Genomic DNA, 12724 nt, shown 5'->3' with positions numbered 1-12724 from the left:
TCAGCAGGGGACCAGACGCACCTGTCAGCGCGCCAGCGTTTTCAGGTCGGCTGCCTGAAGCGAAACAGATTCGCCACAGCCGCAAGCAGAGACTTCGTTGGGGTTCTTGAACACGAATCCGGACCGGAACTTGGTGACTTCAAAGTCCATCTCCGTACCGAGCAGGAACAGCACCGCGGACGGATCGACAAAGAGCTTGGCACCCTTGTCCTCGATCACGTCATCACCCGCCTTGGCCTCTTCAACCAGGTCCATGGTGTATTCCATGCCGGCGCAACCGCCCTTCTTGATACCGACTCGCAAGCCTATGGCGTTCTTGTCGGAGTTATCGACAAGGTCCTTTACGCGCTCGGCGGCTGCGTCTGTCAGGGTCACGACCTGAAATTTTCCGGCGGAAGCCATGCAGTCCTCAATCAGTTCCGGGTACCAAACCTGATATAGGTGGTCAGCTTATCGGAAAAAAGCCCTTTTGCTCAATACCAGTTGAGCGCAACCTTGGCCTCGTCCGACATCCGGTCCGGCGTCCAGGGTGGATCAAAGACCATGTCGACATTGACAGGACCGACGCCGGCCACAGATGCGACAGCGTTCTCGACCCATCCCGGCATCTCACCGGCAACCGGACATCCGGGAGCCGTCAGGGTCATGTCGATGTTGATCGAGCGGTCGTCGTCGATATCGACCTTGTAGATCAGGCCGAGCTCATAGATGTCGCAGGGAATTTCCGGGTCATAGACCGTCTTCAGCGCACCGACAATATCGGTCGTCAGCCGATCCAGTTCGTCAGCGGGAATGGCGCTTTTCGCCGAAACCTCTGCCTGAAGCTCTTCGCCGTCGGCGGCGGTGTCAATTGTGGTAGCGTTTTCCATAGGGTCCGTCCTTACCCGAAAAAGCTCTGTGCTTTCAACAAGGCTTCATACAAAGCGTCCACTTCGGCACGCGTGTTGTAAAGCCCGAAACTTGCCCGACATGTAGAGGTCACACCGTATCTTGCCAAGAGCGGCTGCGCACAATGGGTACCAGCGCGGACTGCGACCCCTGCCCTGTCGATGATCGTAGCAACATCGTGGGCGTGAGCCCCTTCCAGCTCGAAGGAGACAATTGCACCCTTGTCCGGTGCATCGCCGAAGATCCGAAGCGAATTGATCTCGCGCAGCTTCTGGTGCGCGTAGTCTTTCAGTTCCGCCTCGTGGCGGGCAATGTTCTCCCGGCCGATCGCATCCATGTAATCGAGCGCAGCGCCCAGACCGATGGCCTGGACAATCGGCGGCGTACCGGCTTCAAAGCGATGCGGAGGATCGTTGTAGGTGACAACATCCTCGGTCACATCGAGGATCATCTCGCCGCCGCCGTTGAACGGGCGCAGCGCTTTCAGCCGCTCCGGTTTACCCCAGAGAACGCCGATGCCGGACGGGCCGTAGACCTTGTGTCCTGTGAAGACATAATAGTCGCAATCAATGTCCTGGACATCCACCGGCAGGTGAACGGCCGCCTGGCTGCCATCGATCAGAACCTGGATGCCGCGTTCATGGGCGATCCGGCAAATCTCTTTCACCGGCACCACCGTGCCGAGCACGTTCGACATGTGTGTGATCGCGACCAGCCTGGTCTTGTCGCTGAGAGCTGCCTCGAAGGCGTCCAGATCAAACGATCCGTCTTCGCGCACATAAACCCATTTCAACTGTGCGCCATGGCGCTCGCGATGAAAGTGCCAGGGCACGATGTTGGAATGGTGCTCCATGATGGACAGCACGATCTCGCCACCGTCGGCGAAGAAGTCCGGTCCAAGGCCGTAGGAGACCAGATTGATGGCTTCCGTGGTCGATTTGGTGAAGACAATGTCATCGACCGACTTGGCGTTGAGGAAGCGGCGCACCTTTTCGCGCGCGGCTTCGTAGTTGTCCGTCGCCGTGTTGGAGAGATAGTGCAGGCCACGATGGACGTTGGCATATTCTTCCGAATAGGCCTTTGTCACCGCATCGATCACCGCCTTCGGCTTCTGGGCGGACGCACCGTTGTCCAGATAAACCAGCGGTTTGCCATAGACCTCACGCGACAGGATCGGAAAATCCCGTCGAATTGCCTCGACATCATAGCCGGCCGTGCCGGTGGTCTGTTCTGCGGTGGCGACCGTCATGCGGCGCTGCTCCTCATAAATGTGCGGGACCTAGTGACCGGCAAGCCAGTCGCGCACACGCGCTTCCAGGCCTTCGGTTACATCGTCCTCGCCATATTCCTCGATCGCTTCGGACAGGAAGGCCAGAACCAGAAGGGTCTTGGCTTCGTCTTCCGGAATGCCGCGGGCGCGCAGGTAGAACAGCAGATCCTCGTCGATCTGACCGCTGGTCGCCCCGTGTGCGCACAGCACGTCGTCCGCAAAGATCTCCAGTTCCGGCTTGTTGGCCATCTCCGCCTCTTCGGACAGAAGCAGAGCCTGGGTCATCATCTCGCCATCCGTCTTCTGAGCGTGCGGGGCGACATTGATGCGGCCCTGATAGACGCCTTTCGCACGGCCGTCGAGCACGGTCTTGAAGAATTCACGGCTGTTACAATGTGGCACAGCGTGATCGACGATCAGTGTCTGGTCCGCGAGGGCGTCCCCGCCTGCCATGGTGACGCCGTAGATCTTGGCTTCCGAATTCTCATCGGTGAAATTGATGAACTGCTGATTGCGGGTGAAGCGCGGACCGGCAATGAAGCCGAGCGACTTGAACTCGGTTTCCGCACCGAGCGTGGCAATCGTCGTGAACAGGCGTGCCGTGTCAACACCGCCCACGATCAGGCGAGTGGACGCGAGTGCGGACCTGTCAGCCAGATTGCACTCCAGAACGGTATTGAGTTCACCGTTCCCGGTGTCCCCGACGAATGTCTCCAGCAGCCGCATCCTGGCACCTTCACCAAGCGCGACGCTGTTGCGGGTTACCTGTGCACCGGCAGAGGTTGCCACCTGAACCAGCTCGACCGGCTTCGAGATTTCCGCACCAGCCGCGACCTTTATGACAACGCCGCCCTGAACGAACGCCGTGTTCAAGGCAACGACACCGTCATTCGGACCAGTCTTCGGCGAGGCCAGCAACTGGGCGCCGCCCTCTTCCACGAGAGCATCGGTCAGGGCAACCAGGCTCACGCCTTCTGCCGCCAGTGCTTCCGTGTCGGAAAGGTCCGTCAGGAAGCGGCCATTGGCGACAACGATCCGGAACCGGTCAAGCTCGCCGTAACTGTCATGGCTGTCCAGAAGGGACCTGGCGCTTGCGGCATCGGCCTCGGCGGCAAGCGGTGCCGCCGATTTCAGGAAGGCCCGCAAATCGGAATACTTGTATTCCTCGACGCGCCGATGCGGCAGGCCGCGGTCGCGGATCTGGCCGAGCGCGGCTTCGCGCAGGGCGGAAACGGCAACAGAGCCGGCCAGGTCGTCCTTGGCGCTGTCAAAGCGTTCCAGGAGATCGCTCTCAGCCTGCGTATGTTTGATCGCTACGCTTGCGTTCATGTCGCGTTGCTCCTCAGGCGGCCGTTTCGATGTAGTCGGCGTAACCGTTCTTTTCCAGCTCCAGCGCCAGGTCCTTGTCACCGGTCTTAACGATCCGGCCCTTGGACAGAACATGCACGACGTCCGGAACAATGTGATCGAGCAGACGCTGATAGTGGGTGATCACAACCATCGCCCGGTCCGGTCCGCGCAGCTTGTTGACGCCTTCAGACACGATCCGCAGCGCGTCAATGTCGAGGCCGGAGTCGGTTTCGTCGAGCACGCAGAGTTTCGGCTCGAGCAGCGACATCTGCAGGATCTCGGCACGTTTCTTCTCACCGCCGGAGAACCCGACATTGAGCGGACGCTTGAGCATGTCCATGGAGACGTTCAGGTGGCTGGCAGCCGCCTTGACGCGTTTCATGAAGTCCGGAATGGAGAGCGTATCCTCGCCGCGCGCCTTGCGCTGCGCGTTCATAGCCGTCTTCAGGAATTCCATGGTGGCGACACCCGGGATCTCGATAGGATACTGGAAGGCCAGGAACATGCCGGCAGCGGCGCGCTCGTCCGGTTCCATGTCCAGCATGTTCTCTCCGTTGAAGAGCACCTCGCCCTCGGTGATCTCATAGTCGTCCTTGCCGGCCAGGATATAGGACAGCGTGGATTTGCCGGAACCGTTCGGGCCCATGATGGCGTGGACTTCGCCGGCATTGATGGTCAGGTTGACGCCGCGCAGGATTTCCGTTTCGTCGTCCGCGATGCGGGCATGCAGGTTCTTGATCTCAAGCATTTTTCTACTCGTCTGTTTCATCGCTGCAGCCATTGCTGCGCTAACTGGTTCAGAGGTCAGCTTTCCGCCGGCACGAACCGCTGGGTCACGGTGATCGGGCCAACGATCCTTGTGTTGAATTCTTCGAGTTCTTCGGCTGGCACCCAGAGCTCTTCATGCTGGCGCCCGCCGACAATCTTTCGCTCGAACCTGGAGACATAATCTGCCTCCACATCGAACCTGGTCACAAAGCCCTGTTTCGAGCCGTGTTTGGTATTCCAGTCCCGGGCGATCTGGGCGGCATAGGCCTCGTTCGTCACGGGATAGAAGATCGGCTGCTCGGGCAGACGCGGCGGGAAGGCTTTCCAGCCGCTGTCTTCGATCAGCTTCAATTCATTCAGGCCGACAGGTCTGAAGAGCGTCACGGTTTCTGCCACCGGCTTACCCTACCGAGCCTTCGAGGCTGATCGAGATCAGCTTCTGCGCTTCAACGGCAAACTCCATCGGCAACTGCTGGATAACGTCCTTGACGAAACCGTTGACGATCAGCGCCACGGCTTCTTCTTCCGACAGGCCGCGCTGCAGGCAGTAGAACATCTGGTCGTCAGAGATCTTCGAGGTGGTCGCCTCGTGCTCGAACTGGGCCGACGCGTTCTTGCTTTCGATGTAGGGCACCGTGTGGGCACCACATTCCTGGCCGATCAGCAGCGAATCGCACTGGGTAAAATTGCGTGCATTCGACGCCTTGCGGTGGGCGGTGATCAGACCGCGATAGGTGTTTTCCGACTTGCCTGCAGAAATGCCCTTGGAGATCACGCGGCTGGACGTGTTCTTGCCCAGATGGATCATCTTGGTTCCGCTGTCGATCTGCTGGTAACCGTTGGACACCGCGATCGAATAGAACTCCCCGCGGGAATTATCGCCGCGCAGGACGCAGGACGGATATTTCCAGGTAATCGCAGAGCCGGTCTCCACCTGTGTCCAGGAGATCTTGGAGTTCCTGCCGCGGCAGTCTCCACGCTTGGTGACGAAGTTGTAGATCCCGCCCTTGCCGTCCTTGTCGCCCGGGAACCAGTTCTGGACGGTGGAGTACTTGATCTCCGCATCGTCCAGCGCAACCAGTTCGACGACGGCAGCATGCAGCTGGTTCTCGTCGCGCTGCGGCGCGGTGCAGCCTTCCAGGTAGGAGACGTAAGAGCCCTTGTCGGCAATGATCAGGGTTCGCTCGAACTGACCGGTGTTCTGTTCGTTGATCCGGAAATAGGTCGACAGCTCCATCGGGCAGCGAACGCCTTCCGGAATGTAGACAAAGGACCCGTCGGAGAAAACGGCCGAGTTGAGCGTTGCATAATAGTTGTCGGTGACAGGAACGACCGAGCCCAGGTATTTCTTCACCAGGTCCGGATATTCACGGACAGCTTCGGAGATCGAACAGAAGATGACGCCGGCCTTCTTCAGCTCTTCCTTGAAGGTGGTGACAACAGACACGCTGTCGAACACCGCATCGACGGCGACGCGGTTCTTTGGCTCGACACCGGCGAGAATTTCCTGTTCGGCCAGCGGGATGCCAAGCTTCTCGTAAGTCGCCAGCAGCTCCGGATCGACTTCGTCCAGGCTCTTCGGACCTTCAACGGATTTGGGTGCAGCCCAGTAATAGAGGTCGTCGAAGTCGATCTTCGGATAGGAAACACGTGCCCAGCTCGGCTCTTCCATCTGCTGGAAACGACGCAGGGCGTCGAGACGCCACTCGGTCATCCATTCCGGCTCGTTCTTCTTGGCCGACAAAAACCGGATCGTGTCTTCCGAAAGGCCCTTTGCGCCCTTCTCCGACTCGATATCCGTGACAAAACCGTATTTATACTGGTCGACATCGATGGCTTTCACCTGATCGATGGTTTCCTGTACAGCTGGCATCTTTTTGCCTCCATTCAGCAGGCGCCCGGCCTGCTCTTCCAGTCAATCTGCGGGGAGCAATCTCCCCATTGCGACGTCTTGCGGTCATGCCGCAGAATTTCGTTTCCGGTCAGGCCGCCTGGTGGCGCGCCTCCGGGTTAAGCCGATCCACGATCTTCGGCCAAAGGCCGAGAAACCGGTCAATGTCTTCCGCCGTCGTGTTCCAGCCCATGCTGACCCGCAACGCACATCTGGCGAGCGTCTCGTCAACACCCATGGCGGTCAGGACATGGGACACCGACACCTTGCCGGACGAACAGGCCGACCCCGATGAAACGGATACGCGCTCCAGGTCAAAAGCGATCAGTGCTGTTTCCGCCGGAATACCGGGAACGGCAAAACAGCTCGTGTTGGCGAGCCGGTCAGCATCTTCACCGAAGATGACCGTTGCCGGACAAACGGACCGCAGACCCGCTTCGAGCCTGGCTTTCAGCTCTGCCAGCTGGCCCATATGTTCCAGATCTGCAAGAGCTTCCATTGCCGCGACACCAAACCCTGCAATCGCCGCGACGTTTTCAGTTCCGCCGCGACGCCAGTTCTCCTGTCCACCGCCGACCATCAGTGGTGACGGCACCCGGGCAGTTGACCGCACGACAACGGCGCCGATGCCTTGCGGGCCACCGAACTTGTGGGCGGACAGGGTCACGACGTCCGCCTTCCAGGCGTCGGGATCGATCGGCATGCGCCCGGCGGCCTGGACCGCGTCGACGTGAAAGAAATGGCCATGAGCTGCAGCGATCTCTCCGATCCGGACCAGGGGCTGAATTGCGCCCGTCTCGTTGTTGGCGGCCATCACCGAGATCAAGCCCGGCTCCGCATCCTTGACGAGGTCTTCCAGGGCATCGAGACGCACAAGGCCTGCCGCATCAACCGGCACCACAACCTGGTCAGCCACCGCAAAGCGTCCCCCTGTCACGACAGACGGGTGCTCAACCGCGCTCCGGAACAGCTTGTCGAGATAGACCGGCGCGCCCTGGTCCTGCCAGGACGGCGACAGCGCCGTCATGTTGGCCTCTGTACCACCCGACACGAATGTGACTGCGCGGGTCTTGACGCTGCAGAGCTGCGCGACCTGTTCACGTGCACGCTCGATCCGGCCACGTGCCTTGCGGCCGTGACCATGCACGGAAGAAGCATTTCCCGCATCCATCAGCACTTCGATCATGCACTCGCGCACGGCCGGACGCAGTGGTGCACCGGCATTGTGGTCGAGATAGATCGGGTCAGACGCGCGCGGCATGCCACCTCTTGGACGTTGATCAACACTGGCAAGAATCGAAATTCCGCTTATCGAACAAACACATCTGCGAAAAACCTTGATATTTTCCGCTGTGATGACGATAACTCCCCCCAATCGGTCGAACCGAGCATTGCTGTCTCAGGGCTTCCTCTGGAGGGCGGTGCGAACTTTCGAATAATTCTAAACAGGGTTCTAGAAACTTGGAGCTTAAGAGTCAAGTTTAGACTTACGGGAAATCACGTATCCAGAGCCCTAATTTCCTTCGCCGGGATTCCCTGCGCGACACTATGACAAGGACTTAGTTCTTCATGCCTGAGGTGATCTTCAACGGTCCCGCCGGCCGGCTCGAGGGCCGGTTCCATCCCGCCAAGAAGCGCAATGCGCCCATTGCCCTGGTTTTGCATCTGCATCCGCAGTTCGGCGGCACGATGAACAACCAGATCGTTTATCAGATGTATTACATGTTCGCCCGGCGCGGCTTTGCCGTGCTGCGCTTCAACTTCCGCGGGGTCGGGCGATCTCAGGGCACCTTCGATCACGGCCAGGGTGAACTGTCCGATGCAGCGGCCGCCCTTGACTGGGTGCAGACCGTTCACACGGATGCGCGCGCCTGCTGGATCGCCGGCTTTTCCTTCGGTGCCTGGATCGGCATGCAGCTCCTGATGCGCCGTCCGGAAGTGGAAGGCTTCATCTCTGTCGCCCCTCCCGCCAACCTGCATGATTTCTCGTTCCTGGCCCCCTGCCCGTCTTCCGGTCTGATCGTTCACGGCGACAACGACAAGGTCGTGCCGCAAAAAGACGTGCAGACCCTGGTCGACAAACTGAAAACCCAGAAAGGTATCGTGATCGACCACGAGACCATTCCCGGCGCCAATCATTTCTTTGAAAATGACATGGACGACCTGATCGACCGCTGCGGAACGTATGTTGACGGACGGCTTGGACTGACACCAGCCGATTATGTCGATATCGACTGATCCATGGGATCCCGAAAGCCCGCCCCCGGCGGGCTTTTTTGTTTCAAGGGCCCGGGCCGTGCAGAAGCCGCCAGACAACATTCATGTCCGATCGGCAACAAAGGGTGACTTTGACGCCCTTTGTGCGCTTTACCATGAGCTGAATTCGGAGGATCTGCCGGCAACGGACGCGCTGCAACGTCAGACCTTTGCGGACATGTTGCAGCAGCCGGGCCTGACAATCCTTGTTGCGGAACGAGACTGTACGCCTGTCGCAACCTGCACGCTGGTAGTTGTTCCGAACCTCACGCGCGGATGCGCACCCTATGCACTCATTGAAAACGTGGTCACCCGCGCGAAACATCGCGGTCTCGGCATCGGTCATTGCCTGATGCAGGCAGCGATCAAAAAGGCCTTTGAGTTGGGGTGCTTCAAGGTCATGTTGATGTCAGGAGCCACCAATCGGGACGCCCATCGCTTTTACGAAGGCCTTGGGTTTCAGACCACCAAGACGGGCTTCGAGATCCGGGCCGCAGGCGTTCCGGCACGCAAATCCGGCAATTAGACAGAAGTGACTTAGCCCTGGAACGGCTTCGGGCGCGGAACACCCGGACCGCCGTCAACACCATCGTCCGGCCCGGCCAGCGGGTCTTCCCCCTCGGCAACGAGCCCCTTGATCGGCGGACCATCATAGTCTTCCGGCGGCGGCACCTTGGAGGCCAGCTTGCAGTTGGTCAGCCAGATGTCATAGACGGGATGCTCGACCGCATGAAGGCCCGGACTGGCAGCATACATCCAGCCGGAAAAGATCCGGCGGACTTCATTGTTGAGCGTGATCTCATCGACCTGGACAAAGCCGGTGGTCAAAGGAGATTCCGTTTGTGGCCGCGTGTGACAGACGCGCGGCGTCACCTGAAGCGCGCCGAACTGCACGGTTTCGCCGATATAGACGTCAAAGGAAATGATCCGACCGGTGATCTTGTCGAGACCGGAGAAGACGGCAACGGGGTTTTCGATTTTCTCCGCCTGGGCAACCGACGGCGTCATTGCCGAAAATGCGGCAATGCCAATAAGCGCGCCGGCGCGTCTCGCCGCTTTCATTGTTTCAAACAAGTCAGCCATCAACGTCAAAATGATTCCCCAGGTGCCAAGCATACGTGTTCGTCAGGGCGGCGCTAGCACCGAATTGCGGCCCCGGAAAGACAACACAGCTTTCCGGGGCCGCGATCCTCAAATTAGCCGATCTCAGCCAGGCGCTTTTGCGCAATCTGAACTTTTTCCAGCTTTTCCTTGCCGAGAGCGACCTTCTCCCGTTCGCCGTCCACGATCTCTTCCGGTGCCTTGTCCAGGAATTTCGGGTTGGACAGCTTCTTCTCGATCTTGGAGATCTCGCCTTCCAGCTTCGCAGCTTCCTTGGCAAGTCGTGCTGTTTCGGCACTGAGATCGATGATGCCGGCAAGCGGCAGGCAAATCGTGGCTTCACCGACAATGATCTGTGCGGATCCGGCCGGCGCGGCCTCCACGACCGCGACATTTTCCGCGCGGGCCAGTCGCAGGATCGCCGACTCGTGGGTTTTCAAACGCGCCCTGGTCTCCTCGCTGGCTCCGGTGACTGCAATCGCGACCTTGGCACCTGCCGGCACGTTCATTTCGGCCCGGACGGAGCGGATCTCCGAAATCAGGTCGACAAGCCAGTTGATTTCGGCGGCTGCGTCTTCATCCACAACCCCTTGCGTTGGCCAGGAGGCCAGGATCAACAGGCCGTCCGCCTTGGTTCCTTCCTCGCCAAGGCGCGCCCAGAGTTCCTCGGTCAGGAACGGCATGAACGGATGCAGGACCTTCAGGATCTCGTCGATGGCCCAGGCCGCGGTGGCGCGGGTTTCCGCCTTTGCGGCTTCGTCATCACCGTTGAAGATCGGCTTGGCAAGCTCCAGGAACCAGTCACAGAACGTGTTCCAGGTGAAGCGATAGATCGCGCCGGACGCGTCGTTGAAGCGCAAGTCATCGAGCGCTGCCGTCACGTCCGTGATGCAGCGGCCCATTTCCGTTGCGATCCAGCGGTTGAGCGTCAGCCTGGCGCTTGCCGGATCGAAACCGGTAACGCGCGCGCAGCCGTTCATCTCGGCAAAACGGGCCGCGTTCCAGAGCTTCGTGGCAAAGCGCTGTCCACCTTCTGCCGCCTGATCCGACATGCGCAAGGTACGGCGCGACTGAACCTCCTGGCTTGCCAGGGCAAACCGGGTGGCATCGGCGCCATAGCCGTCGATCAACTCCAGCGGGTCGAGAACGTTGCCGATCGATTTCGACATCTTCTTCCCGTTTTTGTCGACGACGGTCGAATTGATATAGACCGTGTGGAACGGCACTTCGTCCATGAAATGAAGGCCCTGCATCATCATCCGGGCGACCCAGAAGAAGATGATGTCGAAGCCGGTGATCAACACGTCGGTCTTGTAGTAGCGTTCCAGCTCCGGTGTCCGGTCGGGCCAGCCGAGTGTCGAAAACGGCCAGAGCGCGGACGAGAACCAGGTGTCGAGGACGTCTGGATCACGGGTCAGCGCCTTGCCGCCAGCCTTTGCGATCGCTTCTTCCTCGTCATGCGCACAATATTCGTTGCCGTCCTCGTCATACCAGACCGGGATCTGGTGTCCCCACCACAGTTGGCGCGAAATGCACCAGGGCTGAATGTCGTTCAGCCAGTTGTAGTAGGTCTTGTCCCAGTTTTCCGGAACGAATTTGGTGTCCCCGTCCTGAACCGCTTTCAGGGCCGGTCCCGCCAGTGTCTTGGCGTCGACAAACCACTGGTCGGTCAGCATCGGCTCAATGATAACCTTGGACCGGTCACCGAAGGGCTGCATGATCTTCTTGGATTCGACCAGTGGCAGTTCGGCCGGCGCCTCGTCGTCTTCGCCAAGCGGACGCAGAACCGCCCGTCCCTGCGCATTCCAGCCAGGCGCCTGGCCTTTCATCCAGCTGACCTGCGGGTGGTCGCTGGGCACCATGACGGCCAGTCCTTCCGCGGTGATCTGCTCGATGACGCGCTGGCGTGCCTCGAACCTGTCGAGACCGCGCAGGTCGTCGGGAACGATATTGATGAGATCGACCTCGTTGAGGGTCATCTCGGCGCCGTCAATGATCGCCTGCGCCTTGGCAGCTTCTTCCACGTAAGGCGCGCCGTCCGAGCGCATCGCGCCCTTGGTGTTCATCAGGCGGTACATCGGGATCTTGTTGCGCTGTGCAACGCCATAGTCGTTGAAGTCGTGCGCACCGGTGATCTTCACCGCACCCGAACCGAACTCCGGATCCGGGTACTCATCGGTGATGATCGGGATCAGACGGCGTTGCTCTTTCGGCCCGACCGGGATTTCGCAGAGCTTGCCGACGATGGGCCTGTAACGCTCATCATCCGGATGCACCGCGACAGCACCGTCGCCCAGCATGGTTTCCGGGCGGGTCGTGGCGATCGAGATGTAATCCCGCGTTTCGCGAAGCGTGACGTTGCCGTCCTCGTCCTTCTCGACATATTCATAAGTCTCGCCGCCGGCCAGCGGGTAGCGGAAGTGCCACATGTGGCCGTCGGATTCGATGTTCTCGACCTCCAGGTCCGAAATGGCGGTTTCCATTTTCGGATCCCAGTTGACGAGCCGCTTCGACTTGTAGATCAGCCCCTGGTCGTAAAGCTCGACAAAGACCTTCAGAACAGCTTCTGAAAGTCCCTCGTCCATCGTAAAGCGCTCGCGCGACCAGTCGCAGGAGGCTCCAATCCGCTTCAGCTGATTGATGATCGCGCTGCCGACCTCTCCCTTGTAGGTCCAGGCGCGTTTGACGAAGGCCTCTCGGCCGATCTCGCGGCGGTTCGGCTCCTGGCGTTCGGCCATCTGCCGCTCAACGGCAATTTGAAGAGCGATGCCGGCATGGTCCGTGCCCGGCTGCCAGAGCGTGTCAAACCCCTGCATCCGTTTCCAGCGGATCAGGATGTCCTGAAGCGTGTTGTTGAGCGCATGCCCCATATGCAGGGAGCCATTTACGTTGGGAGGCGGAATCACGATTGAAAAGGTTGGCGCGCCGTCCTTGGCGCCTGCTCCGGCCTTGAAGGCCTCCGCCTTTTCCCAGGTTTCGTAAATCCGCGGCTCAACGCTGGCCGCATCGTAGGTCTTTTCCAGCATTTGGGTCACTCAATGGGAGGAAGTATGTCGATTTGCGTGAAGCACCGTGTAAATCGGATAGGCCAGCGCAAGTCAACCGGCAAAAACGGCGAAGTTGCGCCCTTTCAAACTGCTGTCGCCGGGAAAACACATCCGGACCGGGGAGACTTGGGTTCTGCGGCAATTGCTGCCATA

At 59.6% G+C, this 12724-nt stretch carries 12 protein-coding genes; 2 read left to right on the top strand and 10 right to left on the bottom strand.

Features of this window, described 5'->3' with window-relative positions:
• Window positions 1-24 precede the first annotated feature (24 nt).
• The 8 genes from sufA to CHH27_RS05165 form a co-directional block, all read right to left on the bottom strand.
• Window positions 25-402: a Fe-S cluster assembly scaffold SufA gene (gene sufA / locus CHH27_RS05200; protein WP_094070641.1), complete on the bottom strand. Its 378-nt coding sequence runs from the start codon at window positions 400-402 to the stop codon at window positions 25-27.
• Window positions 403-473: 71 nt separating this feature from the next.
• Complete coding sequence (locus CHH27_RS05195; RefSeq protein ID WP_094070640.1) at window positions 474-869, bottom strand: SUF system Fe-S cluster assembly protein; 396 nt, start codon at window positions 867-869, stop codon at window positions 474-476.
• An 11-nt stretch (window positions 870-880) separates the two neighbouring features.
• Complete coding sequence (locus CHH27_RS05190) at window positions 881-2137, bottom strand: cysteine desulfurase (RefSeq protein WP_094070639.1); 1257 nt, start codon at window positions 2135-2137, stop codon at window positions 881-883.
• A 30-nt stretch (window positions 2138-2167) separates the two neighbouring features.
• Window positions 2168-3487: a SufD family Fe-S cluster assembly protein gene (locus CHH27_RS05185; RefSeq protein WP_094070638.1), complete on the bottom strand. Its 1320-nt coding sequence runs from the start codon at window positions 3485-3487 to the stop codon at window positions 2168-2170.
• Window positions 3488-3500: 13 nt separating this feature from the next.
• Window positions 3501-4256, bottom strand: coding sequence for a Fe-S cluster assembly ATPase SufC (sufC, locus tag CHH27_RS05180; protein ID WP_094070637.1), 756 nt, complete (start codon window positions 4254-4256; stop codon window positions 3501-3503).
• Between the two features lie 56 nt (window positions 4257-4312).
• The gene (locus CHH27_RS05175; RefSeq protein ID WP_094070636.1) at window positions 4313-4672 is read right to left on the bottom strand and encodes a hypothetical protein; all 360 of its coding nucleotides are present in this window, start codon (window positions 4670-4672) and stop codon (window positions 4313-4315) included.
• A gap of 4 nt (window positions 4673-4676) precedes the next feature.
• Window positions 4677-6149 (bottom strand): Fe-S cluster assembly protein SufB, encoded by a 1473-nt coding sequence (sufB, locus tag CHH27_RS05170; RefSeq protein WP_094070635.1) that lies wholly within the window; start codon window positions 6147-6149, stop codon window positions 4677-4679.
• 109 nt (window positions 6150-6258) lie between these two features.
• Window positions 6259-7428, bottom strand: coding sequence for a cysteine desulfurase family protein (locus CHH27_RS05165; RefSeq protein ID WP_094070634.1), 1170 nt, complete (start codon window positions 7426-7428; stop codon window positions 6259-6261).
• Window positions 7429-7736: 308 nt separating this feature from the next.
• Between CHH27_RS05165 and CHH27_RS05160 the strand changes: the two genes are divergently transcribed.
• The gene (locus CHH27_RS05160; RefSeq protein ID WP_094070633.1) at window positions 7737-8405 is read left to right on the top strand and encodes an alpha/beta hydrolase; all 669 of its coding nucleotides are present in this window, start codon (window positions 7737-7739) and stop codon (window positions 8403-8405) included.
• Between the two features lie 58 nt (window positions 8406-8463).
• The gene (locus tag CHH27_RS05155) at window positions 8464-8949 is read left to right on the top strand and encodes a GNAT family N-acetyltransferase (protein WP_157738715.1); all 486 of its coding nucleotides are present in this window, start codon (window positions 8464-8466) and stop codon (window positions 8947-8949) included.
• 11 nt (window positions 8950-8960) lie between these two features.
• On the opposite strand, the gene CHH27_RS05150 is transcribed toward CHH27_RS05155, so the two are convergent.
• Both CHH27_RS05150 and CHH27_RS05145 read right to left on the bottom strand, forming a co-directional pair.
• Window positions 8961-9506 (bottom strand): DUF2155 domain-containing protein, encoded by a 546-nt coding sequence (locus CHH27_RS05150; RefSeq protein WP_094074532.1) that lies wholly within the window; start codon window positions 9504-9506, stop codon window positions 8961-8963.
• A 113-nt stretch (window positions 9507-9619) separates the two neighbouring features.
• Window positions 9620-12550 (bottom strand): valine--tRNA ligase, encoded by a 2931-nt coding sequence (locus tag CHH27_RS05145; protein ID WP_094070631.1) that lies wholly within the window; start codon window positions 12548-12550, stop codon window positions 9620-9622.
• Between the last annotated feature and the right edge of the window lie 174 nt (window positions 12551-12724).

The sequence above is a fragment of the Labrenzia sp. VG12 genome (assembly GCF_002237595.1).
In the GTDB taxonomy this organism is placed as follows: Bacteria; Pseudomonadota; Alphaproteobacteria; order Rhizobiales; family Stappiaceae; genus Roseibium.
Note: the sequence above shows the minus strand (reverse complement) of the source record. Positions and strands in the feature narration are given on the sequence as shown.

Bases quoted from the DNA above. Each gene is read 5' to 3' on its own strand.
- CHH27_RS05190 (WP_094070639.1), bottom strand. From the start codon at position 2,137: ATGACGGTCGCCACCGCAGAACAGACCACCGGCACGGCCGGCTATGAT.
- CHH27_RS05145 (WP_094070631.1), bottom strand. From the start codon at position 12,550: ATGCTGGAAAAGACCTACGATGCGGCCAGCGTTGAGCCGCGGATTTAC.
- sufB (WP_094070635.1), bottom strand. From the start codon at position 6,149: ATGCCAGCTGTACAGGAAACCATCGATCAGGTGAAAGCCATCGATGTC.
- CHH27_RS05185 (WP_094070638.1), bottom strand. From the start codon at position 3,487: ATGAACGCAAGCGTAGCGATCAAACATACGCAGGCTGAGAGCGATCTC.
- sufA (WP_094070641.1), bottom strand. From the start codon at position 402: ATGGCTTCCGCCGGAAAATTTCAGGTCGTGACCCTGACAGACGCAGCC.
- CHH27_RS05195 (WP_094070640.1), bottom strand. From the start codon at position 869: ATGGAAAACGCTACCACAATTGACACCGCCGCCGACGGCGAAGAGCTT.
- CHH27_RS05160 (WP_094070633.1), top strand. From the start codon at position 7,737: ATGCCTGAGGTGATCTTCAACGGTCCCGCCGGCCGGCTCGAGGGCCGG.
- sufC (WP_094070637.1), bottom strand. From the start codon at position 4,256: ATGCTTGAGATCAAGAACCTGCATGCCCGCATCGCGGACGACGAAACG.
- CHH27_RS05150 (WP_094074532.1), bottom strand. From the start codon at position 9,506: ATGGCTGACTTGTTTGAAACAATGAAAGCGGCGAGACGCGCCGGCGCG.
- CHH27_RS05165 (WP_094070634.1), bottom strand. From the start codon at position 7,428: ATGCCGCGCGCGTCTGACCCGATCTATCTCGACCACAATGCCGGTGCA.